The organism is Burkholderia sp. MS455 (assembly GCF_016899445.1).
Taxonomy (GTDB): domain Bacteria; phylum Pseudomonadota; class Gammaproteobacteria; order Burkholderiales; family Burkholderiaceae; genus Burkholderia; species Burkholderia pyrrocinia_C.
Genome location: NZ_CP041778.1, coordinates 1,639,657 through 1,662,280 on the forward strand (window position 1 = coordinate 1,639,657; position 22,624 = coordinate 1,662,280).

A 22,624-nucleotide genomic window follows, 5' to 3' on the forward strand; every position below is an offset into this window, starting at 1 on the left:
GCCGCCGTCACGATGCGCGGTACGAACCCCGGCACGGCACCGTGCAAGCAAGCTTGCTGTTCGCCGGACCGGGAACGCGTTGCCGTGCGCATGACCGATACGACATGCGCGGCGCATGCGCCGCAACACGCGGCGCCCGCGACCCGATCCGATTTCCCGTTTGTTTCGATGTCGTTGCATGCCGCCGATGCGCCCGTCGTTCTGGCGAAACTCGATTGCACCAGCGGCACCGGGTCACCCGCAAAGCGCGTGCCATGCGGCGCGAAACGAGGCGGGAGAAGCGTCACCGTCAGGCACGGGTGGTTACGCGGAGCGCAATCGGGGGGAATGTTTCAGGAACGTATCCGTATTCGGCGGACCACGCCGGAATGCACGCGGCCGCCCGACAGGATGTCGAGCAGCACGACGCGCTCGGCGACCTTGATCGGGTGATTCATCGCCGGCGGCAGGCACACGACGCCGTGGCCGAGGCCGATGCGCGTCGTGCGGCCGGCCAGGTACGCAAGGAAGGTTTCCGGCGCGCGCATGTGCGCATAGTTGGTCAGCGACGTGCCCCACGCACCAGATCGTGTCGAAGCCGACCTGCTCGGCGAGCGCGTGCCGGTGCAGGCCGGGCCGCACGAATACCGCGCGGTGCTGGAGGACAAGAACGACGCGCTGCTCGTGATTTCGCAGAAACGGGCAGCATGACGATGCGCGGTGCGCATGCGGGATGCCGGCGCATCGCGCGTGGCAGGTGCGCTACGCAGGCGGGATCGAGCATCGCGCACCGTCATTGGCTTCGCCGATGACAATCAATGTCTCCAGGCAGCTTCCCGATGGCCGCCGGAATCGGTACCATCGAGCGCTTGAAGACCGGCACGCGCCGCGCGACCGTGCAACGGCGCCGCCCGCGCCCGGCCTTCGCACCGCCATTTCGCCATGTCCCGGGAACCCACGCACTCCGTACTGCTCTGGATCGTCGCCGCTGCGTTCTTCATGCAGTCGCTCGACACGACGATCGTCAACACTGCCCTGCCTTCGATCGCGCAAAGCCTGCACGCGTCGCCGCTCGCGATGCAGCCCGTCGTGGTCGCCTACACGCTGATGATGGCGATGCTCACGCCGGCGTCCGGCTGGCTCGCCGACCGGTTCGGCACGCGCCGCGTGTTCTCGGTCGCCATTCTCGTGTTCGTGATCGCGTCGATCGGCTGCGCGGCGTCGCATACGCTCGGCCAGCTCGTCGTCGCGCGCGCCGTGCAGGGCATCGGCGGCTCGATGCTGCTGCCGATCGGGCGGCTCGCCGTGCTGCGCCGCGTGCCGGGCGAACAGTACGTCGCGGCGATCGCGTTCGTGTCGATCGCCGGCCAGCTCGGCCCGATCGTCGGGCCGACGCTCGGCGGCTGGCTCACGCAGGCGATTTCATGGCACTGGGTGTTCATCGTCAACGTGCCGGTCGGCGTGGTCGGCTTCATCGCCGTGCAGCGCTACCTGCCGCACGATCAGGCGAAACAGCCGCCGCCGTTCGACTTCATCGGCTGCGCGCTGCTGTCGATCGCGATGATTGCGCTGTCGCTCGCGATCGACCCGCCGATGCCCGCGCATCGCACCGCCTGGTCGGCCGGGCTCGCCGTGCTCGGCCTGGCGAGCGCGCTCGCGTACCTGCCGCATGCGCGGCGGCGCGCGCAGCCGTTGTTCCGGCTCGGGCTGTTCCGCGAGCCGAACTTCGGTTCGGGGCTGCTCGGCAACCTGCTGTGCCGGATCGGCACGAGCGCGGTGCCGTTCATGCTGCCGCTGCTGATGCAGGTGCAGCTCGGCTATACGCCGCTGCAGTCGGGGCTGATGATGCTGCCGGCCGCGATCGCGGGCGTCATCGCGAAACGCTGGATCGCGCCGCTCGTGAAGCGCTTCGGCTACGCGACGTTTCTGGTCGTGAATACGGGGATCGTCGGCTGCGCAATCGCGGGGTTTGCGCTGGTGTCGGCGCAGCCCGCGCCGGTGCTGGAGATCGTGCTGCTGGTCGTGTTCGGCGCCGCGAACTCGATGCAGTTCGCGGCGATGAACGGCGTGACGCTGAAGGGGCTGTCGCATGCCGACGCCGGCAGCGGCAACAGCCTGTTCACGATGATGCAGATGCTGGCGATGGGGCTCGGCGTATCGATCGGCGGGGGGCTCGTGAACCTGTTCGCTGCCTGGTGGGGCTCGATGGGGCGCGGGTTCATGCTGTCGTTCGCGTGCATGGGCACCGTCACGCTGCTGTCGTCCATCGTGTTCCGGCGGATCGATACGGCAACGCCGCCGGCCGGTGCGGCAGCGCGATCGTCCGCGTGAGCGCCGCGGACGTCAGTTCGCCTGGCGGCGCTCGACGACGCGCTTGAGCACCCAGCGGATCGACGACCCGTCGGCCGGCGGCTGCGCGACGCGGTATTCGTCGACTTCGAGCGTGTACAGGTAACCGGGCTGGTACGCGAAGCCCTCGATGCCCGCGTACCAGAGGCTCCACGGCTCGCTCGGGCTGCTGCGCACCTGCAGGCATTCCATCGGCGCGACACCCGTGCAGCGCGCGGATTGCGGCGCGACGTAGATGGTCTTCGTCACCGGCCGGCCGTCGGCCGGGCGGGCCGCGTTCTGGGCCGTGACGGCCGCGTCGGTCTGGCATCCGGCGACGAGCGTGCTGCCGGCAATGACGGCCGCGCCGAGCAGCGTTCTGGATTGGCGAAGCATCTGATGTTCCTCTGGAAGCGTTGGAGGGGGCGGTTAGACGACCGGCACGGCGGCAAAGTTCACAAATACCTTACACCCGGCGATTCGCCCCCCTCATTCGTGCGATGTCGTGCGCGCGCCGACACGTTACCGTGCTCCGGTGCAGCCGCGCGCATCGCCGCCGGCGGCCCGCACGTGCACGCCGGACGCCTACTTCGCGCGTTTCGCGTCGTTCGGCAACACGAACTCGACTCGGCGATTCAGTGCACGGCCGTCCGGATTGTCCGCGCCATTCCTGAGCGTATTGGGCGCGACCGGCCGGCTGTCCCCCAGCCCCTTGACCGACAAACGCGCCTTCTTCATCCCGTGCGACGTGAGCCAGTCGGCCACGGCATTCGCACGACGGACAGACAGCGTCTTGTTATACGAGGCGGACCCTTTCGAATCGGTATGCCCCTCGATCACGATCGCCCCGGACGGAACGGACGCGACGAGCCGCAGAATGTCGTCGAGTGTCGGTTCGGCGGACGACCGGATGCTGGCCTTGTCGAAGTCGAACAGGATGTCGCCCAGCATCGACACCCGTACCGTCGCCTTGTCCTCGCGCACGGACAGGCCGTCGTGCCGTGCCGCGAGCCCCGATGCCTTGGCCGACAGATCCGATACGGTGCTGTTCAGATCGGACGAGAATCCCTTCACGTCCAGGACGGTTGCCTTGAGATCCCGAATATCGCGATGCGCCGGCGGCGCTTGCGCGAAGGCACTGCCGACGGCGGACGCCGACAGGATCAGCGCCAGGATTGATGTGATCGCTCCGGCCATGGTCAGCGATCGGTAATCTTGATGCCGTCGAGCGCCTCCACACCCGGAATCGACAACGACACCTTGGTGACGCTCTTCGGCGGAGCGGGAAATCTCCCGTACCACGTGCCCGCGCTCGGCGAATCCTTCGATGTGCTAAGAACCACGCGAGGACTGGCCAGCGGCTGGTTGTTGCTGTCAGTCAGCAGCAAGTGCTTCTTGTTGCCTGCGAGCACGTAGATGCCGTTCTCGTAGTCGCTCTTGCTGATCGAGCTATAGAGCACTTCCACCTTGTTCGCGACGAGCGGCCTGAACCGCAGCTTGATCGTCAGGATATCGCCTTCGCGGATCGCCTCGATTGCCTGCGCTTCGGCTACGCCACTCGAAACGAGCCCGACAGCCAGCGGCGTAGCGGAGGAAGACCCAGCAGGCGCCTGCGCCGACGCGGTATCGGCAAGTGCAGCGGTCGCCAGGAGCGCACCCACGACGGTGCAGATGGTTGCTGCGTTTCTAATTGGTGTCACGGGAACCGTCCTTTTTTAAGGTTATTGGTAGCGTGCGTCAATTACGAAACGAGTTCTCTCATTGCCGTTCCGGCGCTGGAACCCTGGCTGTGCCTCGAATTTGAATTCATGAATTTGTAGGGAGAATACACGGCTTTCGTAAGGACGGGCAACCGTCGCACGCATATTCCCGTGGCGCGATCCGCGCGTAAATATTTCCGACAGACCGGCGTCACGCGGTAGGCAACACTGGTGCGGACATTGCCGGACAGCGTGCTGTCGTTGGTCTGAGGTGCGCGACGCGGGGTGGATCTGTCGGGATCGTCACTTGCCGCGTTCGTCGCGGCATGCTTGAAGTCGCGGCAAATGCAGCAATTGCGTAAGGCTTGTGCCGGTTACATTACGATATCGATACCCATAACAACAGGACCCTCGAAAATGGCCGATAAACGATCCGGGATTCCGAAACGCAAGCACCGCCTTTCCACCACGATGACAGGCCTGCTCGTCTGCGCCGCGGCGTTGACCGCAAGCTGGTGCGCGCAGGCGGAAGAACACAACGATTTCATGAAATACATCGCCGGGCCGATGTATGACGGGCCGATCGCCGAACCGAAACTGCGCACGGCGCAGGACCGCGAGTTCGCCAGGAATATCCAGGACGGCGCCGCCGTCAATGAAGTGACCTTCGCGAGCCATTACATCCTGTGGACCTTTGATTGCGGACACAACGACAATTGCATGCGGGTATTCGCGCTCGACGCGAAAACAGGCAACGTGTACTGGTTTCCGTACATCGTGCGCGAACTGGCGATCGTGGACGACAACACGCCGACGGATTTCCGCTCGGACAGCCGGCTGCTCGTCGTGAACGGCAAGCCCGACGGGCAACCGCGCGGCAGATATCGCTACCTGTTCGAGAATGGCAAGTTCCGGTTGCTGGACAAGCAGGCTGGCCGCTGAGGCAACAGCGTGCTGTCGGTGGAGCCATGCGTTCGTTACGATGGGCCGCCACCGGATCGGTCTGGTCCGCTTCAACATCGAAGCGCCGGCGCATGCCGCCCGACCTGCCGAGCTTCCCGGCGCGGCAGGCGACAAGAACGGAAAGCTTCGCGGGAAAAGTCGCTGTCGTGACCGGTGCGTCGACCGGCACCGGTCAGGCAATTGCCGTCGACAGCGGATTCACCGCGTGACGATCGTGTACCATCGGCGCCTCCCGATACGCTTTGTCGCGCTGCGTTCGTCCGCCCGGCCACGTGCGCGCCCGCCACGCCCGCGCGGCCCGCACAGCGCCCCCCGCTTCGCATGACCTCACCCGTTCCGTCCGGCGCCGCACTGCGCCCGCTGCCGATCGATACGCTGACCGTGCCGGCCGCGCTCGACGGACGCGCGGGCACCAACCGCTCGGGCAGCGCGCATCCGCAGATCGCCGCGACCAACGATCTCGACGCCGTGCGCGCATGGCTCGCGCGCTTCGTCGATACGCCGACCACGTTCCAGAACTACCGCAAGGAAGCCGAGCGCCTGCTGCTGTGGGCCGTGATCGCGTGCGGCAAGCCGCTGTCGTCGCTCACGCACGAAGATCTCGTCGTCTACCGGCAGTTCCTGCTCGCGCCCGCGCCGGCCGACGTGTGGTGCGCGAACGGCGGCCGCAAGCATCCGCGCGACGACCCGCGCTGGCGGCCGTTCTACGGGCCGCTGTCGGCGGCCAGCCAGCGGCAGGCGCTGGTGATCCTGAACGTGATGTTCTCGTGGCTCGTGCAGGCCGGCTACCTCGCAGGCAATCCGCTCGCGTTGTCGCGGCAGCGGCAGCGTCGTCCCGCACCGCGCGTCACGCGCCATCTCGGGCAACCGCTGTGGCAGTCCGTCAAGGACGCGATCGTCGCGATGCCGCGCGACGATGTGCGCGCGTGCTTTCATGCGGATCGCGCGCGCTGGCTGTTCACGCTGCTGTATCTCGGCGGGTTGCGCATCACCGAAGCGGCCGACACGACGATGGGCCAGTTCTTCTGCCGGCGCGACGCGAACGGGCACGACCGCTGGTGGCTCGACGTGACGGGCAAAGGCGGCCGGCAGCGGCTCGTGCCGGCCACCGACGAGATGATGGCCGAGCTGTCGCGCTACCGGCGCGCGCACGGGCTGCCCGCGCTGCCGTCCGACGGCGAGCCCACGCCGCTCGTGCTGCCGCTCGGCCAGGCGCGCAAGCCGCTCACGCGCGCGGCGCTGCACCGGATCGTGAAGCAGGTGTTCCGGCACGCGGCCGACCGGCTGCGCGCGAACGGCGCGGCCGGCGACGAACAGGCGCGCGTGCTCGAACAGGCGTCCGCGCACTGGCTGCGCCACAGCGCCGGCTCGCATATGGCCGACGGCCGCGTCGACCTGCGACTCGTGCGCGACAACCTCGGTCACGTGTCGCTCACGACGACGAGCCAGTACCTGCACGCGGACGACGACTGGCGGCATCGCGAGACGGAGGAGAAGCACCGGATCGGGTGGTAGGTGCTCCACGCGCTGCGCGAGATGGCGTTTCGCCGATGTCTAAATCGACGCAGGCTTGCGTTTCGCATCGACGCTCAGTGATCGAGTTCGAGCCCGCCCAGGCCACCGTTGCCGCGGCACTTCGCGCGGTCGCTTTCCGCCGGCACGTCGATCTGGCCGCACAGCACGTCGATGCGCTTGCGGTAACTGTCGATCAGGCACTGCGTCGTCGTGCAGCGGTTGCGCGCCTTGAGCCACACCTTCTGGCTCGCGACGAACCGGTGATACTCGGGTGGATCCTCGACCGGATAGTTGGCGAAGTCGTCCACGACATGCTTGTAATCCGCGTTGAGCGCATCGTCGAGACGCGACAACGCCGGATTGCCGCAGATTTCGCGCTCCACGAACGTGGACGCCTTCGCGCAGTCGAACGACGCGGCCTGCGCGCCGGTCATGCCGGCCGCGACGGCCAGTGCAACTAGCCATGCTTTCATAGGGGTGCCGTACGGAAGGAAACGGCGACCGGGCATCGGCTCGCCGTGACGAACGAACGGGGATTGTCCGCCGTCGGGATCCGGAAGCTTAGGCCAATGCGCATCGCGGTTCAATACGCGGTCCTGATTCCCGGCACCCGCGCCGCGCACCGCGCGGAACGCCCCGCCCGATCAGTACACGGCCACCCAGTGCCCGGGCACCCACGCCCAGTGATTGCCGGCCCACCGGTAATGCCCCTTCGCCCAGCGATAGCCGGGTGCCGGCGGCGGCGGCATCACTTCGACGAGCGGCGCCGGCTGAGGCGGCCGCACGGGTTCGACCACGCACGCGGACATCAGCGCGGCACTCGCGCTCACCAGCACGGCAAGCGATACGGATCGGATCTTCATCTTCGATTCTCCCTTTTTGTGTAATCGGTTGGCGGGGTCGAGCGCGTAAACGCCCCGCGTCACGCGGCGCCGCGAATCAGGCCGGTCATCGGCCGCGTCGCGCCGCTTTCCGCGAACAGCGCTGACGCGGTGCGGCGCGGATCGAGCCGCAGGCTTTCGGCGGCCGCGCCCGAGATCAGCGCGTCGAGCGACGCGGTCGGCTTCAGGTCGCGGCCTTCGTACAGGTCGCCCGGCCGCAGCCCCGGCCAGTCGGCGATCACGCGGCCGCCCGCGACCGCGCCGCCCGCCAGCATCGCGACCGACGCCTGCCCGTGATCGGTGCCGCCCGTGCCGTTCGCCGCGGCCGTGCGGCCGAACTCGGTCGCGACCAGCACCGTGGTCTGCTGCCATGCGGGCCCGAGGCCGTCGCGCAGCGCGGCGAGCATCGTGTCGAGCGCTTTCAGCTGATTCGCGAGCCGCGCGTTCTGCGCGCTGTGCGTGTCCCAACCGCCCGTTTCGATCATCGCGATCCGCGGGCCGTCGTCGCGCGCGAGGAACGTCGCGGCAAGTTTGCCGACGCCCGCGGGATCCTGCCGCGCATGCGCGTCGCCGGCGAGGCCGCGCGCTTGCATCGCCGACTGCCACAGCGGGCCGAGCTGCGCGTCGGCCTCGTAAAGCGCCGACACGCGCGCGAGCAGGTCGTCCGGCGCGGCCGGCAAACCGGACGGCGCATACGACGCGGCCTGCACGGTGCCGCGCAACGCGAGCGGCACGGTCGGTGCGAACGCGATCGCGCTTTCGCGCGTCGCCGGCAGCAGCGCGGCGAGCCGGTTCAGCCAGCCGTCCTTCACCTGATACGGCGCGCGGCCGCCTGTTTCGAGCACGTTCTGTCCGTCGAAATGCGAGCGGTCGCGATACGGCGACGCGATCGCGTGGACGAACAGCGCCTGTCCGTCGCGGTATAGCTGCGCGGTCTGCACGAGCGACGGATGCAGCGCGAACGTGCCGTCGAGCCGCATTGCGGCCGTCGTATCGATCGCGAGCGCGCCGCGCAGCGACGCATACGCGGGTTCGGCATACGGGACAACGATGTTCAGGCCGTCGGCCGCGCCGCGCTGGATCACGAACACGAAGCGCCGGTCGGTCTCGACGTTCGCGAACACGATCCGCGGCGCGACGAGGATCGCGCCTGCGCCGGCGGCGGCAACGCTCAGGAATTGTCGGCGGGACAGTGCCATGTTCACCTCCGTTGGAAATCGGGCGATACGAGCAGCAGCGCGAGCGACGTGGTCGCGCTTTCCGCGCGCGACAGCGCGGCCGCGGTCGGCGCGCTCATCGAACCGGCGAGCAGCATGTTGCCGAGCGTGCGCGGGTCGAGCCGGTCGCCGGTGCGCGCGGCCAGGCGCTGCGCGATCTCGACGCGGCGCACGAGCGCGTCGGGCGCGGCCCAGCTCGCGGCGACATCGTCGAAGCCTGCCGGCGAGCCCGGCCGCCACACCGGCTGGCCGAGCTGCGCCAGCAGCGGCGCGGCCTTCAGGTCGCCCCGATCGTCCATCTCGCGCCAGCCGAGCCCGCGCAGCGACGACACGGCCCACTCCCACGGCGTCTTGAACTTGCGGTTGACCGGCGACCACGCATCGGGTGCATCGACGAGCGCGCGATAGACGGTCGGCAGATCGCCGCCGCTCGCGTCGAACGCGCGGGCCAGCCGGTCGGTCAGCGCGGGTGGCGGATTGTCGGCGACGAAATGACGGGCAAGCTGGAACGCGATGTGCCGACCCGTTGCATCCGACCGCGCGAGGTCGTGCAGGATCGCGCGCGCCTGCGCTTCGCCCGGCTGGTCGTAGGTGCGCCCCATCACCGTGCGCATGCCCGGCTCGTGCAGCTTCGGGCGAAACACGAACGCGCCGGGCGCGGCATCGCCCGGCTGCGGCCCGCGTCCGCCCGCGATGCTCCAGCCCGTCAATGCGCGCGCGAATTCCGTCACGTCGGCTTGCGTGTAGCCGGTTCGCACGCCGAGCGTGTGCAGTTCCATGATTTCGCGTGCGAGGTTCTCGTTGAGCCCGCGCTTCGCCGACGGATTGCGCGCTTCCGCGCGCAATGCGGCCGGGCTGTCCGGGCCAACCGAGCGCGCCTGGTCGAGAAAGACCTGCATCGCGGGATGCTGTTCGACGGCGACGAGCATGTCCTCGAAGCGGCCGAGCACGTGCGGGCGGATCGCGTCGCGTTCGAACGCGCCCGCATACGCGGCCACCTGCCCCTTGTCGACCGACACCGCGAAATGGTTCGCCCAGAAATGTACGAGACGCTCGACGAATGGCGCGGGCGTGTTCAGCGCGCTGTTCAACCGTGCGGCGACGGCGCTGCGATACGCGTCGTAGCCGTCGCGCCGGATCGATTGCGCGATCGCGCGCTTCGCGGCCGCGTCGTCGCCCGTCATCGCGTTGCGTGCGTTCGCGAAGCGCGTCGCGAGCGCGACCGCGTCCGGTTCGCCGGCCCACGCGGCGGGCCGCGCGTCGTAACGGTCGAATTGCGCGACCAGCGCCGCCTTCGGGTCGGCAGGCGGCGCTTCGTCGGCCCGCGCGCCGAGACCGAAGCGGTTCAGCGCGATCGCGGCCGGCGTGGTGTCGTTCGGGTGGTCCATGACGGGCTCCCTTGCGGTGCGTACCCACGTTTAACGCGGGCATGCAGGGAAATCCGTCGCGGGGATGGCAAATATTTTTTGGATCGGAGAAACGAGGAACGGGAGAGTCGGCGGAGGTGATGCACGGCAACGGCGCAAGTCATCGACACGCAACGGCGCGTGCGATTCATCTCGTGCACGCATTGCGCATGACCGAACGCGAATATCGGCGACACGCATACCGCGTGTCGCGCTGCCTGATGCTTACTGGCTTACTGGCTTACTGGCTCGCCGGCGCGTCCGGCTTTTTCTGCAGTCTCGGCGGCAGACGCCAGTTGCCGCTGTGCTGCAACCCGTCGACGAACTTCACGCGCTCTTCCGGCGTCAGCGTCGCCGCGAAATCGACGACGCTGCGTTCGACCTGCACGCGCATCGCGGTATCGGCCGCGCGCGTGCGGTCGAGCGCGGCGTCGATCGCCGCGCGATCGAGCTGCGGCGCGGCGAGCAGATCCAGCACGGTGATCCGGCCGTCGCGCCCTTCCCGCGCGAAATCGCGGCCGTTCTTGCGCGCGGCCTTCAGCGCGGCGGCAAACTCGCGCTGCCGCGCATCGGGCAATTCGTCCGCCGCGAAACGCAACGCGGTGCGTTGCGCGGGCGCGCCTGCCGCAAGCTGGTCGCGATGCGTCGAGAACCACTGATACACGCCGCCGCCGATCGCGCCGAGCATGAACACGTTCAGCACGACCGAGCCGACGAGGATGAATTTCCAGCCACGTTCGCTCATTCACCACCCCAATCCACGCTCGGGCCGCCGAACGTCGTCGTCAGATAGTCCGGCTCGTGCGGCGACGTCGGCACGCTGCCGAGCATCAGCATCGACACGGCCACCGCGCCCGCCAGCGCGCCGGCCAGGCCGACGCCCGCGAACGCCGCGCCCGACCACCACACGGTGCCGCGCCGTCGCGCGCGTTGCGGCGCGGGTGCCGACGCGACGATGCGCTCGACGAGCGCCGGTGCAGGCGGCATGACCGTGTCGTACGAAAGCCATGCATCGAGGTCGGCGGCATCGTCCAGTGCCAGCAGCGCGTCGCGCGGGTTCGCGCGCGCCCACGCCTCGGCGGCCGCGCGCTCGCCGTCCGGCCAGCGCCGCGCGTCCGAGCCGTACGCGGCGACGATGGTGCGAAATCGTTCGGGTGTCATCGCTTGTCCTCGCTAGGTGGGTCGCCGGCCAGTTGCGCGCGCAGGTTGCGCCTCGCGCGGGCGAGCAGGCTTTCCAGCGCATCGACGGTGATGCCCATCAGGTTGGCCGCTTCCACATTCGACATTTCCTGATAGTACTGGAGCACGAGTGCTTCCCGCTGCCGCGGCGGCAACGCGGCAAGCGCCTGCCGCACGCGCGCGTCGCGCGAGCGCAGTTCCGCATGCACGGCCGGCTCCGGTTGCGGGTCCGGCACGTCGGGCAACGTATCGACAGGCTCGTCGCGTCGGCCGCGCAACCGGTCGTAGCACAGGTTCAGCACGACGCGATGCAGCCACGTGTCGAAGCGCGCCTCGCCTTCGCGCCAGCGCGGCGCCTGGTTCCAGATTCGCAAGAACGTCTCCTGCGCGACGTCCTCGGCTTCGTTCCGGTCGCCGAGCATGCGCGTCGCCAATGCGAGCAGCCGCGGCAGCTTGCGCGCGACGAGCACGCGCACCGCCGACGAATCGCGCGCGCCGACGCGCGCGACGAGTTCCGCGTCCGGATCGCGGTCGCCGCGATCGTTCAACGCCGCCTGCTCCGTCGCGCAGCGCGATTGCGCCGCCCTGCCGCCCGGCTGAAGCTCATCGTCGTGCTCTCCTTGCATGCGTCGGGCCATCGCCGCGCGGCGCCACGCCGACGGTTCGGCGGTGCCGTGCGCATCGCGCGCGGCGTCGCACACGGCATCGGCCATGTCCGTTTCATCGACATCCGTGTCGCGCAGCATATCGATCCTGTCGGCCGGTTACGCGACCGTCGGCCGGCGTGCTCAATATACGACGACCGGCGCGGGCCGGTAATACACCGGACGCGCCGGCACCACGACGCAGCCGGCCAGCACGATGGCCGCGGCCGCCAGTATCACGATGGTTCGAAAAGGCATGGCTTCGACTCATGACATTGCGTGAAGGATCCGCCGCGCCGGCACGATGTTCCGCGCGGCGGCGCGCGCATCAGGCCCAGTGGCCCGGCACCCAGCGCCACGCCGGGCCACGCGCGGCCCAGTGCCCGGGCACCCAGTGGTAACCGACGCGCACCACTTGCCAGTGGCCCGGAATCCAGACGTAGCGGCCCTGCCGCCAGTGCCAGTGACCCTGGTCCCACACGTAGCCCGCGCGCGGCGCCGGCATCACTTCGACGCGCGGCGCCGGCGGTGCGTAAGGTGCGACGATCACGGCCTGCGCGAATGCCGCCGACGCCGCCAGCGCGGCCACGCATCCGGCGGCAAACCGCAATGGAACAGAAAGTTTCATGAAAGACTCCGAAGTAACGGGCATCGACCGGAAGCGGCCGTTCATGCATTAAACGGAGCGGGCGACAGAAATCCGTCGCGGTATCGACGAATAAATTTCGGGCGGATCGAACGCGCTTTGGCGCGGGCCGGCTGCCGCGCGATGCGCGAACCAGCGTATCGGCCGCCATACACGGGCTTGCCGTGCTGTCACAACGCGGCAAAACTGCCCTTCGACAATATGTGTCACCGGGATCCCGCTCGTTTCCGGCCCACGCCCCGGCCGCGCTCGCGCATGGCCGCGCGGCTCCACCTTTCGCGTCCCCATCAACGAAAACTACGACCATGTCGAACCAGGACAATCTCCCTGATCAGCCGAACGAGCCGGCCGCGTCGGTGTCGCGTCGCGGCTTCCTGAAACTCGCCGGCGTATCCGGCCTCGCCACTGCTGCCGGCGGGCTCGCGGCCGCCCGGGCCGCCGCGTCGAATCCGGACGGCACGCCCGAACAGGTCCACCTGACGTGGGGCAACGACCCGACTTCCGAAGTCGTGATCTCGTGGGCATCGCTCGCACCGGCCGTCAATCCGCGCGCGCGCATCGTCGCCAACGGCGAGCCGCCGCGCACGGTGCACGGCGTCCAGCGCCTGTACACCGACGGCCTGAACGGCGAAACCGTGTTCGCGTACCACGCGCGCGTGCACGGGCTGAAGCCGGATACGCGCTACCGCTACGAGATCACGGCCGACAACGACAGCAACGCCGCGCAGCCGTTCGCCGCGAATTTTTCGACCGCGCCGCGCGGGCGCGCGCCGTTCCGCTTCACGAGCTACGGCGATCTCGCGACGCCGAACGGCGCATGGGTGCTGTCGTCGCCGCAGAGCCGCTTCGCGGTGCAGGCCGTCGAGCAGTTCCAGCCGCTGTTCCACCTGCTGAACGGCGACCTCTGCTACGCGAACCTGAACCCCGCGCACCAGCCCGAGGTGTGGCGCGATTTCGGCAACAACAACCAGACGTCGGCCGCGAATCGCCCGTGGATGCCCTGCCCCGGCAATCACGAGATCGAGTTCAACAACGGTCCGCAAGGGCTCGACTCGTATCTCGCGCGCTATACGCTGCCGGAGAACGGCACGCGCTTCCCGGGCCGCTGGTACAGCTTCCGCGTGAGCTCGGTGCTGTTCGTGTCGCTCGACGCCGACGACGTCGTGTACCAGGACGCCGCCGCGTTCGTCGGCGGCCCCGCGCCGCTCGTGCCGGCCGCGAGCACGGGCCGCCCGCCGATCGAGCCCGGCACGTCGTTCTACGTGCGCGGCTACAGCAACGGCGAGCAGACGCGCTGGCTCGAACACACGCTGCGCCATGCGGCGCATGACGACGACATCGACTGGATCGTCGTGCAGATGCACCAGGACGCGCTCAGTTCGTCGAAGACGGGCAACGGTTCCGACAAAGGCATTCGCGAGGCATGGCTGCCGCTGTTCGATCGTTACGGTGTCGACCTCGTGCTGTGCGGCCACGATCACGACTACGAGCGCAGCTACCCGGTGCGCGGCTGCAATCACCGCGCGGGCGTCGATGCGTCGACCGGCGAAGTGGTCGAAACGCTGCAGCCGCGTCCGGTCGGCTCGAACGACCCGGATCGCACGACGTTCGACACGAGCCACGGCACGATCCACCTGATCCTCGGCGGCGGCGGCACCAGCGCACCGCTCGACGTGTACGGCGAGAACCCGTCGACCGGCTTTGCGCGGGCGAAGGTGTTCACGAAGCCGAACCGGCCGGTGCCGGGCACCGCGCCGAACACGTTCGTGCGCCAGCCGGCCGATGCGCTCGAGGATGCGATCTGGTCCGCGCGCCGCGATACGGGCACCGGTTACGGGATCGCGGTGTTCGATCACGACCCGGGCAAGCCGGGCGGCCACACGACGATCACGATGCGCTACTACCACGCGCCGGGCGCCGATCAGCACCCGACCGCGCAGTACGAGCTGTTCGAGACGATCGAGTTGAGCAAGAAGCGGCACGAGCGGTGATCGGGCCGGCGCCCGCTGCGGCGGGCGCCGGTTGCATCGCCATCGAGGAATGGGCGTGCCATGACGCGGGTTAGACTGCCCGCTTCGCACACCGGCCCATGAAGATGAGTTTCGAATACCGCATCCACACGACCCCGTCGGCCGACGCATTCGATGCAATCGCGGATGCATTGCGGCAAACGCATGGCGACATCGACGTCGATCCCGACCGACGACGGCTTGAAATTCGCGATGAAACCGGCAACTGGCCGCTGATCGGCCTGTTGACCGACGAACACGGGTTCTTCCTCGTCACGACGCTCGGGCCGACGCGTGACGCGATGCTCGACGCGATCGGACGCGCGTTGTCGGCAATCGGTGCGACATGGCGCATCGACGACGCATGACCGGCTACCGCGTTCCGCACACGCCTGAATCGGCCGCACGCACCCGGCCGCTCCCCCGCCAACGTCCGCCGCTCGGTCGCTCCCCGGCTCCGCCCCTTTAAACTATGCGTATCCGGCGTAATAGCTGCATTGCATTGCCGGTTGCGGCTGCCGCACCGCGTGGCGGCCGCAACCGGATTTTTCCGTTCGCGATGACGGCACACGCGAGCGGAACCGAATCATCCGAAATCGAATTTGAATGTTGAAACAGGCAGGAAGCATGAAGCGCAACAACAAGAACAAGGCAACGCTCGCCGGGCTCGGCGCGGTGCTGTTGTGGGCCTCGGTGGTCGCCCTCGTCCGCGGGGTCAGCGAAAGCCTCGGTGCGACCGGCGGCGCCGCGATGATCTACACGGTGGCGTCCGTGCTTCTGCTGTTCACGATCGGCTTCCCCGACCTGAGCAAGTTCCCGAAAAACTACCTGCTGTGGGGCGGGCTGCTGTTCGTCTCGTACGAGCTGTGCCTGGCGCTGTCGATCGGGTATGCGAGCAACGGCCGGCAGGCGATCGAAGTCGCGATGGTCAACTACCTGTGGCCGAGCCTGACGCTGGTCGCGGCCATCGTGTTCAACAAGCAGCGCGCCAACCTGCTGGTCGTGCCGGGCGTCCTGCTATCGATGCTCGGCATCTGCCGGGTGCTCGGCGGCGACCAGGGCCTCGATCCGGCCGGCATGCTGCGCAACGTCGCGGACAATCCGCTGAGCTACGGCCTTGCCTTCTTCGGCGCGCTGATCTGGACCGGCTATTGCACGGTGACGGCGCGCATTGCCGACGGCAAGAACGGCGTGACGCCGTTCTTCATGCTGGTCGCCGCGGCGCTCTGGATCAAGTTCGCGATCGAGGGCGGCGGCGGCATGACGTTCAGCCTTCACGCGGTCATCTATCTCGTGCTGGCGGCGTCGGCGCTGGGGTTCGGCTACGCGGCGTGGAACACCGGCATCATGCACGGCAACGTGACGATCATCGTCGGCGCGTCGTACCTGACGCCGGTGCTCGCGGCCGCGCTCGCCGCGACGCTGCTGCATGCGCCGCTGTCGGTCGAATTCTGGCAAGGCGCAGTGATGGTTTGCGGCGGGTCGATCCTGTGCTGGCTCGCGACACGCAGCCGACGCAGTGAAAAGGCAGCGCCCGTGCGGGTCGGGAAGGATGCCGAAGGCAATTGCCCCGGGTGACGATGCGGGATGCTTCCGACGGGACGCAGGGTTGCCCGCTCTAGCTTCGCGATTCCAGCGCGATACGCACCGCCAATCCGGCCAGCACGGAGCCCATCAACCAGCGCTGGACCGACGCCCAAACCGGTCGTCCCGCCAGAAAACCCGCGATGGAACCGGCCATGCAGGCGATCAGCGCGTTGACGCTGACACTCACCGCGATCTGCACGCAGCCGAGCGCCAGCGATTGCGCGAGCACACTGCCGTGCCCCGGTGAAATGAACTGCGGCAGCAGCGACAGATACATCACCGCGATCTTCGGATTCGCGAGGTTCGTGACGAAACCCATCGTGAAGAGCCTGACGCGGCTGTCGCGCGGCAACTGCCTGACCTGGAACGCGGAGCGGCCGCCCGGCTTCAGCGCCTGCCACGCCAGATACGACAGATACAGCGCACCGGAAAAGCGCAGCGCGTCGTACGCATACGGCACGGTCATCACCAGCGCGGTGATGCCCAGCGCCGCGCAAACCATGTAAAAAACGAACCCCAGCGCGACGCCGCCGAGCGACACGAGCCCTGCGCGGCGGCCCTGGCAGATCGAGCGCGAAACCAGGTAGATCATGTTCGGCCCGGGCGTCAGCACCATGCCGAGCGACACGAGGCCGAACGCAAACAGGGTGGGAAAAGCCGGCACTGGAGGCTCCTTCGCGGCAGGGCAGTCAGGGTGACGAGGTTCGAATACTGTATTGCATCTCGATCATCCTCGGCATGAATAAACTGCAAGCCGCCCATGAGCGTCGTTCATCTCGCCGGCCGCGCTACCTGCCCTTTTTCGCACGCGCATGGATCGCTTTCGCGGCTTTGGCGCGTTGTGCGTCGACGAGCCTCACGAACTCGTCGGTGACCGCGTTGCCCGCCACGTTCCACGACAACCGCACGGAACGATGCAGCCTCGGCGACAGTTCCAGCACGCGGCCGCCGAATGGCGTGTACGTGAGCGTGATGCGCGGCACGATCGATACGCCCATGCCGGCCTCCGCCATCGAAAGAATGGTGCGCATCTCCACCACGTTGAACGCCGCCCGGAGCGGCGCGCCGCCGCGTGCGAAGTAATCCGCGATCACCGGCCCGCACCCTGCCTTCGAGAAAATGAACGGTGCCGCGGACAACTGTTTTGCAGACACGCTCTTGCGGCCGCCGAACATGCCGTCCGGCGCCACCGCGACAAAATCCTCGTCGAGCAGCGGCAGAGTGTGTGCGAACGTCTTCGTGCCGGCCACCACGCCGATGTCGGCCGTACCGTCGTCGATCCACCCTTCGACTTCGCCGTCCGTGCCTTCGAGCAGCACCGCCGACACGCCCTGGTGCATCTCCTTCAACGCCTCGAGCGCGGGAACGACGAACGCCAGCGAGACGCTCGGCAGCGACGCAACCACCAGCTTGCCTTCGAGCTTGCCGCGCGACAGGCTGAACTGCTGGCGCAGCAGCTGCGCCTCCCGCACCACGCTCTGGACGTACGGCCACAGGCGTTCGCCCGCCGCCGTCAACACCACCGGCTGCCGGTCCCGCCAGAGCAGCTTGACCTGCGTGATGTCCTCCAGCTCGGTCAATGCATGGCTGATCGCGGATTGACTGCGGCTGAGCCGGTCGGCCGCGGCCGTGAGCGAACCGAGTTCGACTACGGCGGCCAGTGCCTGCAACTGGGCAAGCGTCATCGGGTCTCCTTGTTCCGGTGTATGTAAATTTCACATGAGACAGCGAAGTATCATGAATTATATTGAACTTCCCCGACAGTATCTCAAACGGCACCGCGCCAGGCCCCGCGCTGCGCCGCGGTCGAGTCGAACGTCCACGGCAGCGCCGCAGTCAGGATGCACGTTCGATCCGCCGCGTCGATTGCATGCGCACCGGCCCGCGCTCGAGAATCCATGTTGAACCACGCCGCCGCATTGCTCATGCTTGCCGATACGACCTGCCGGCCTGAATCGGGGCCGCGCGCCCGCCGGCCGCACACGAATAGCCGGCACGCGGGCAAGAAATGGCGGCGGCCCACCGCCATCGATCGCGCATGCGTTCTGAAAGCTGCAAAGCGTAGTATTCGCGGACCCGGCGTATCGCGCCGCCCGGCGGCGCGACGATACGTGACCGGCTTTGCTGCCCGCACGCTGACGCCGACGTCAGCGCTGCCCCGTTTTCAAAGGCACGAGATGGAAACCTATGTGTTGCTGGGCTGCGGACTCGGCCTCGGCCTGTTGATCGCCGTCTGGGGAATCTGGTCTCTCCGGTAAGCCGTTCAGGCCCCGTTCTTCCGAAAGGAATCCGTATGAAGACGGATGGGGAATTGTAGTTTCAGGCAACCCATTTCACCCGATTGCTTCGCAGTCCCATTCAACTGCCCATCGTCGATACGTCCGCGACGGAAGCGCCGTGCGTGCCCCGTTCGGCCCCGCGCGCTGCCCGGTTCCCCAAGACGCGTTAGACTGTTTCGATGGAACAATGCCGTTATTGCCAGAGAATCCGCGATGAATGGGATTGCCACGGGGACGAATGCCGCCGGGCAATCGCAAAGGCGCTGCGCCGGCAGCGCGCGGGCCTGCCGATGGTGCCCGATCGCATCCGCAACGAACTGCCGTCCGGCGCGCCGACCCAGCAGGTGATCGCCGTCCTGTCGCGCCAGCGCCTGCGCGCGCGCCGCGGCAACGAGGAACGCCGGGAGCGCAAGGAAATCGACGACGACGGCGTCTGATCCGGCCGCACCGCGGCCCGCCCGCGTCATCTCCACCTCCGCCGTCCTCCCCCAGCCGCCACCGGCGCCCGCCCGTACCGCGGTGCCCTTGCAAATTCGGCAATACTGAATGGGGACAGAAGACATTTGCCCCGGGATTATTGCCTCCGCGACAACGATCTTTCGCTGAAATCCACGTTTACCCTGAATCGACCGACGCCTACGATGTAATCAACCGCTTACGACATGGTGTCGAACGCGGAAAGCCAAGACAAACATCGGAGGTCACCATGAAATCGCTCGTTTCCGCAGTCGTTGCCGCTGTCGCCCTGTCCGCTTCGTTCGGCGCATTCGCCCAAAGCACCGTGACCCGCGCCCAGTTGCGCAACGAGCTGGTCCAGCTCGAAAAAGCCGGCTACAAGCCGGGCCTGTCGAGCCCGCACTACCCGGCCGACATCCAGGCCGCGCAAGCCCGCGTGCGCGCCGCCGACAATACCGGCTACGGTGCGCAACCGGCCGCGACCGTTCAGGGCGGCGCACCGGCCGCCAAGGCGCAAAGCCCGCGCGACTCGGTCTACTTCGGCCACTAAGCCTGCCGCTGCGCGCCCCGCGCGCAGTCCTCACATGCAACGAGCCCGTCCGTGACGGGCTCGTTGCGCTTGCATCGCGTGTTTTACCGGCCGGCCGTCACCGGCCGGCACCCGATGCGACGCGGCCGGCCCCGGCTTCGTCCGGCGCAGCGCCGCCGCCGACCAGGTCCTGATAGCGCACGTACGCGCACTGCGCGGACGCCTTCGCCGCATACATCGCCGCGTCGGCCTTGACGAGCAGTTCCTCGGCCGATGCGCCGTCGGCCGGAAACTCGCTGACGCCGATGCTCGCACCGACGGCCACGCGCCGGTCGCCGAACTCCAGCTCCTCCGCCATCACGATCTGGATCCGCGACGCGACATCGCCGATCACCGCCGGTGAACGCACGTCCGCAATCAGCACGATGAATTCGTCGCCGCCGAGCCGCGCGACCATGTCGTCGTTGCGCAGCACGAGGCTCAACCGCTTCGCGACCGCGACGAGCGTACGGTCGCCGGCCGAATGCCCGTGCTGGTCGTTGATCTGCTTGAAGCGGTCGAGATCGACGAACATCACGGCCAGCCCTTCGTGCACCGCGGCCGCATGCCGGATCGCGGCATCGAGATGCTCCATGAACAGCAGGCGGTTCGGCAGCTCGGTCAACGGATCGTGGCCGGCGAGGTGCGTGAGCTCCTGCTGCTTCGCGCGCAGCATCGCGACCTGCGTGCGAATCTCGACACGCATGCTGTCGAAACAGCGCGCGAGCACGCCGATCTCGTCGGCGCGCCGGACCGGAAGCTGTTCGGCGGCCGGATCGTCGAACACGTGCGTCGCGGCGCGCGCGAGCGCCTGCAGCGGCCGCGTGATCGCGCGCGCGAACAGGATCGCGAGAATCACCGCCATCAGGCTCGACACGAGCACCATCCGGACAATCCGTTCGCCGAGCATGCCGGCCGGTGCCAGCACGTCGGCAAGCGGACGCGCCATCCCGAGCACGACGAAGCGGTTGCCCTCGTCGTGCCCGAACGGCGTGCGTGCGAACGCGAACATCTGCCCCGGCGCGTCGTCGGGCTGCTCGAGGCCGTTGAGCGTCACGCTCGTGCGCGTGCTGTCGAACAGCGCGCGCGTGACGGCAAAGCGGTCCTGCATCAGCACCCGCAGGCCGCGATCGAAGCCGAACGTCTGCGCCGGATCGGGATGCACGAGGAAATCGCCCCACTCGTTCGCGAGATACACCGCATAGTCGTCCGGCAGATCGCGTTCGAGCCGGTCGACCACGCGCGACAGCTCGACGTCGACGACCAGCGCGCCGACCGTCTGGCCCGACGTGTCGACGACCGGCGTGCCCACACGCAGGATCGGCAACCCTTCGGCCTCGTGCGAACCCGTCTCGTGGTTGATCACGATCGGCGACAGGTAGATATGGCCGGGCGCCGTCGCGAGCGTATCGAATACGTAGGAAAACTGTCCTTTCTCCTGGAACGCGCTTTCCGGCAGCACGACGACGCCGCGCGCGTCGCGAACGACGCGGATGTGTTCGAGCCCGAAATTCCCGCCCGCGATCAGGCGAATCTGCAGGTATTCCGGATGATTTCTCATGAAGCTGCAATACACCTGCTCGAGCCGCGTGCGTCGCGCGCTGTCCGGCTTGTCGCTGCCCGCGACGAGCGCGGACGACGGCAACTGCGCGAGCACGAGCGCATCGGCGGCAACGTCGGACAGCGCGGTCGTGAAGCGCTGCCCGAGCAGCTGGGTCGACATCAGCAGGCTGTGCTGCGCTTCCTGCACGAGCATCGTGCGGTTCGCGCGATACGCGTAATAGCCGGTCGTGCCGGACGCGATCACGCCGATGCACGCGAGCAGCACCGACAGCTTCGACGTGAGCCCGAGCCGGATCATTTGTCGAACCGCTCCGGCCGGTCGCCCGACACGATGCGGCTCCACAGCGATTCGCGCCGCGCGATGTCTTCGACGGGCTGGAGCCACACGAGATGCTGGTGCCCGGTGTCGAGGCCCGGTGGCGGCTCGAGCGTGTTCGCGAGCCCCTGGCGCTCGGTCAGCAGCGCGCCGATCGCCGGTTCGAGCATGTAGTTGATCCACGCGAACGCGAGCTCGGCATGTTGCGCACCGCGCGTGACGGCCCAGCAGTCGAGCCATGCAAGCGCGCCTTCGTCCGGGATCACGTAGCCGACGTCCGCGCCGGCGCGACGCAACAGCTCGACCTGCTGCGTGCCGTAGTTGCCGAACATCAGCGCCGCTCGATGCTGGACGAACAGCGCGGTCGCCTCTTCGGGAAGCGTGTAGTACGTCAGCAGGTTGCGGCGCAGGTCGATCAGCTTGCGCGCAACCGCGAGCGTCTGCGCGGGCGACAGGCGGAACGGATCGGGATAGCCGAGCGCCAGCGCCGCGAACGAGAAATTGTGCTGCGCGCTGTTGAAGTCGAGCACCTTGCCGCGGTAGCGCGGATTCCACAGCTCGCGCATCGAGCGCGGCGCGGCCGAAACCTGCGTGCGGTCGTAGATCAGCCCCATCGACGAATACGTGAACGGGATCGCGTAGGTCGCACCGTCCTGCACGAGCCCGCCGATCGTCGCGAGCTGCCGGAAGTTCGGCAACTGCCGCCGCCGGTTCGGGATGCGCGCCAGGTCGATCGGCGCGAGCAGACGTTCGTGCGCGTAGCGCTGGATTTCGGCCGTGTTCGCAGCCAGCACGTCGTATGGCGGCGGCGCCGCGCCGTGCATCCGCGCCCACAGCGCTTCGTCGGAATCGACGAACGTCACTTCGACACGCACGTGAAACTGCGCCTCGAATGCGCTGACGACGTCGCGGTCCGCATAGCCGGGCCATGCCAGCACGCGCAGCACGTTGTCGTTGACGGTTTCGGGAGAGTCGGCGAAAGCCGACGGACCAGGCGCAAGCAAGCCCAGTGTCAGGATGATGAACAGCGCGCGCACGGCACCGCGGGCGCGCGTACGCGCGCCGATTCCCCTGATCAAGCGGACCCCGTATGAATCGCTCGGCTGCATTCGACCATCCTTTTTCGAGTCGATGCGATATCCCGCAACAAGACCATAAAAAATATGGGCGCGCAATTGGAAATAGCCGCACACGGCAGGTGTTGCGCATGCAGACATGCGACATGCCCGGCGCAGTGTCGATCCCGAATCGTTGCGGGCGTACGAACGCGGCAAGCCGGGCGACGAATGATCAGAAGAAAGCGCGTTGCCGGACGCTAACCGGTTCGCATTTCGATGACGACGCATTGCATGCGTCGCATACGTGCCTGCGGCCGTCGACGCCGATTG

The 22,624-nt window shown here is 67.8% G+C and carries 26 protein-coding genes and 1 pseudogene; 11 read left to right on the top strand and 16 right to left on the bottom strand.

The genetic code is table 11. From position 1 onward, the window contains the following. Positions 1-359: 359 nt before the first annotated feature. Positions 360-594 (bottom strand): annotated as a pseudogene (locus tag FPJ27_RS11945) (LLM class flavin-dependent oxidoreductase); the annotation flags it as partial. Between FPJ27_RS11945 and FPJ27_RS11950 the strand changes: the two are divergent. Further along, positions 550-690: a hypothetical protein gene (locus tag FPJ27_RS11950; protein ID WP_239483293.1), complete on the top strand. Its 141-nt coding sequence runs from the start codon at positions 550-552 to the stop codon at positions 688-690. The pseudogene FPJ27_RS11945 and the gene FPJ27_RS11950 overlap by 45 nt on opposite strands. A 231-nt stretch (positions 691-921) precedes the next feature. Continuing rightward, positions 922-2,310: a DHA2 family efflux MFS transporter permease subunit gene (locus FPJ27_RS11955; protein ID WP_204423049.1), complete on the top strand. Its 1,389-nt coding sequence runs from the start codon at positions 922-924 to the stop codon at positions 2,308-2,310. 12 nt (positions 2,311-2,322) lie between these two features. Here FPJ27_RS11955 and FPJ27_RS11960 read toward each other — a convergent pair whose 3' ends face one another. The 3 genes from FPJ27_RS11960 to FPJ27_RS11970 all read right to left on the bottom strand — a co-directional run bounded on the left by FPJ27_RS11960 (position 2,323) and on the right by FPJ27_RS11970 (position 4,007). After that, complete coding sequence (locus tag FPJ27_RS11960) at positions 2,323-2,703, bottom strand: DUF4377 domain-containing protein (RefSeq protein ID WP_072438642.1); 381 nt, start codon at positions 2,701-2,703, stop codon at positions 2,323-2,325. 189 nt (positions 2,704-2,892) lie between these two features. Continuing rightward, entirely contained in the window at positions 2,893-3,504 is a 612-nt protein-coding gene (locus tag FPJ27_RS11965; protein ID WP_204423178.1) for an OmpA family protein, read from the bottom strand. Positions 3,505-3,506: 2 nt separating this feature from the next. Continuing rightward, complete coding sequence (locus tag FPJ27_RS11970) at positions 3,507-4,007, bottom strand: hypothetical protein (RefSeq protein WP_239483294.1); 501 nt, start codon at positions 4,005-4,007, stop codon at positions 3,507-3,509. A gap of 345 nt (positions 4,008-4,352) precedes the next feature. Here FPJ27_RS11970 and FPJ27_RS11975 point away from each other — a divergent pair, with 345 nt between their 5' ends. From FPJ27_RS11975 to FPJ27_RS11985, 3 genes are all read left to right on the top strand, one after another. Continuing rightward, positions 4,353-4,949, top strand: a complete 597-nt coding sequence (locus FPJ27_RS11975) for a hypothetical protein (RefSeq protein WP_143155719.1) — start codon at positions 4,353-4,355, stop codon at positions 4,947-4,949. A 92-nt stretch (positions 4,950-5,041) separates the two neighbouring features. Then, positions 5,042-5,179, top strand: a complete 138-nt coding sequence (locus tag FPJ27_RS11980; protein ID WP_177318373.1) for a hypothetical protein — start codon at positions 5,042-5,044, stop codon at positions 5,177-5,179. A gap of 112 nt (positions 5,180-5,291) precedes the next feature. Beyond that, positions 5,292-6,485 carry a tyrosine-type recombinase/integrase gene (locus FPJ27_RS11985; protein WP_204421265.1) on the top strand — a complete coding sequence of 398 codons (1,194 nt, stop codon included), beginning with the start codon at positions 5,292-5,294 and terminating at the stop codon, positions 6,483-6,485. Positions 6,486-6,559: 74 nt separating this feature from the next. Here the strand turns inward: FPJ27_RS11985 and FPJ27_RS11990 are convergent, their stop codons facing one another. From FPJ27_RS11990 to FPJ27_RS12025, 8 genes are all read right to left on the bottom strand, one after another. Continuing rightward, positions 6,560-6,958 (bottom strand): lysozyme inhibitor LprI family protein, encoded by a 399-nt coding sequence (locus FPJ27_RS11990; RefSeq protein WP_072438651.1) that lies wholly within the window; start codon positions 6,956-6,958, stop codon positions 6,560-6,562. A gap of 171 nt (positions 6,959-7,129) precedes the next feature. Continuing rightward, complete coding sequence (locus FPJ27_RS11995) at positions 7,130-7,348, bottom strand: YXWGXW repeat-containing protein (protein WP_072438653.1); 219 nt, start codon at positions 7,346-7,348, stop codon at positions 7,130-7,132. Between the two features lie 59 nt (positions 7,349-7,407). Next, the gene (locus FPJ27_RS12000; RefSeq protein WP_072438655.1) at positions 7,408-8,565 is read right to left on the bottom strand and encodes a DUF1501 domain-containing protein; all 1,158 of its coding nucleotides are present in this window, start codon (positions 8,563-8,565) and stop codon (positions 7,408-7,410) included. Between the two features lie 2 nt (positions 8,566-8,567). Then, a complete protein-coding gene (locus FPJ27_RS12005) occupies positions 8,568-9,971 on the bottom strand; it encodes a DUF1800 domain-containing protein (protein WP_204421266.1) in 1,404 nt (467 codons plus the stop codon). A 259-nt stretch (positions 9,972-10,230) separates the two neighbouring features. Beyond that, complete coding sequence (locus FPJ27_RS12010) at positions 10,231-10,734, bottom strand: periplasmic heavy metal sensor (protein ID WP_204421267.1); 504 nt, start codon at positions 10,732-10,734, stop codon at positions 10,231-10,233. Continuing rightward, positions 10,731-11,150: a hypothetical protein gene (locus FPJ27_RS12015; protein WP_072438661.1), complete on the bottom strand. Its 420-nt coding sequence runs from the start codon at positions 11,148-11,150 to the stop codon at positions 10,731-10,733. Before FPJ27_RS12015 ends, FPJ27_RS12010 begins: the two co-directional genes overlap by 4 nt. Then, the gene (locus tag FPJ27_RS12020; RefSeq protein ID WP_072438663.1) at positions 11,147-11,914 is read right to left on the bottom strand and encodes an RNA polymerase sigma factor; all 768 of its coding nucleotides are present in this window, start codon (positions 11,912-11,914) and stop codon (positions 11,147-11,149) included. Before FPJ27_RS12020 ends, FPJ27_RS12015 begins: the two co-directional genes overlap by 4 nt. Before the next feature lie 226 nt (positions 11,915-12,140). Next, positions 12,141-12,440, bottom strand: a complete 300-nt coding sequence (locus FPJ27_RS12025) for a YXWGXW repeat-containing protein (protein WP_034180189.1) — start codon at positions 12,438-12,440, stop codon at positions 12,141-12,143. Between the two features lie 323 nt (positions 12,441-12,763). On the opposite strand from FPJ27_RS12025, the gene FPJ27_RS12030 reads away from it, so the two are divergent. The 3 genes from FPJ27_RS12030 to yddG all read left to right on the top strand — a co-directional run bounded on the left by FPJ27_RS12030 (position 12,764) and on the right by yddG (position 16,045). Continuing rightward, the gene (locus FPJ27_RS12030; RefSeq protein ID WP_204421268.1) at positions 12,764-14,449 is read left to right on the top strand and encodes a metallophosphoesterase family protein; all 1,686 of its coding nucleotides are present in this window, start codon (positions 12,764-12,766) and stop codon (positions 14,447-14,449) included. 98 nt (positions 14,450-14,547) lie between these two features. Next, on the top strand, positions 14,548-14,835 hold the full coding sequence (locus tag FPJ27_RS12035; RefSeq protein ID WP_204421269.1) for a hypothetical protein: 288 nt from the start codon (positions 14,548-14,550) through the stop codon (positions 14,833-14,835). Between the two features lie 259 nt (positions 14,836-15,094). Continuing rightward, positions 15,095-16,045: an aromatic amino acid DMT transporter YddG gene (yddG, locus tag FPJ27_RS12040; RefSeq protein ID WP_204421270.1), complete on the top strand. Its 951-nt coding sequence runs from the start codon at positions 15,095-15,097 to the stop codon at positions 16,043-16,045. 40 nt (positions 16,046-16,085) lie between these two features. On the opposite strand, the gene FPJ27_RS12045 is transcribed toward yddG, so the two are convergent. Together FPJ27_RS12045 and FPJ27_RS12050 are read right to left on the bottom strand one after the other, a co-directional pair. Beyond that, positions 16,086-16,718, bottom strand: coding sequence for a LysE family translocator (locus tag FPJ27_RS12045; protein WP_204421271.1), 633 nt, complete (start codon positions 16,716-16,718; stop codon positions 16,086-16,088). 124 nt (positions 16,719-16,842) lie between these two features. After that, positions 16,843-17,739, bottom strand: a complete 897-nt coding sequence (locus tag FPJ27_RS12050) for a LysR family transcriptional regulator (protein WP_072438672.1) — start codon at positions 17,737-17,739, stop codon at positions 16,843-16,845. Positions 17,740-17,952: 213 nt separating this feature from the next. Between FPJ27_RS12050 and FPJ27_RS12055 the strand changes: the two genes are divergently transcribed. The 3 genes from FPJ27_RS12055 (at position 17,953) to FPJ27_RS12065 (ending at position 19,339) form a co-directional block, all read left to right on the top strand. Then, positions 17,953-18,312 carry a hypothetical protein gene (locus FPJ27_RS12055; protein ID WP_204423255.1) on the top strand — a complete coding sequence of 120 codons (360 nt, stop codon included), beginning with the start codon at positions 17,953-17,955 and terminating at the stop codon, positions 18,310-18,312. A 200-nt stretch (positions 18,313-18,512) separates the two neighbouring features. Continuing rightward, positions 18,513-18,770: a hypothetical protein gene (locus tag FPJ27_RS12060; RefSeq protein WP_006478949.1), complete on the top strand. Its 258-nt coding sequence runs from the start codon at positions 18,513-18,515 to the stop codon at positions 18,768-18,770. A gap of 269 nt (positions 18,771-19,039) precedes the next feature. Beyond that, positions 19,040-19,339 (top strand): DUF4148 domain-containing protein, encoded by a 300-nt coding sequence (locus tag FPJ27_RS12065; protein WP_072438676.1) that lies wholly within the window; start codon positions 19,040-19,042, stop codon positions 19,337-19,339. Positions 19,340-19,436: 97 nt separating this feature from the next. Here FPJ27_RS12065 and FPJ27_RS12070 read toward each other — a convergent pair whose 3' ends face one another. Continuing rightward, positions 19,437-21,218, bottom strand: a complete 1,782-nt coding sequence (locus FPJ27_RS12070) for a sensor domain-containing diguanylate cyclase (protein ID WP_204421272.1) — start codon at positions 21,216-21,218, stop codon at positions 19,437-19,439. Beyond that, a complete protein-coding gene (locus tag FPJ27_RS12075; RefSeq protein ID WP_072438681.1) occupies positions 21,215-22,345 on the bottom strand; it encodes an extracellular solute-binding protein in 1,131 nt (376 codons plus the stop codon). Before FPJ27_RS12075 ends, FPJ27_RS12070 begins: the two co-directional genes overlap by 4 nt. Between the last annotated feature and the right edge of the window lie 279 nt (positions 22,346-22,624).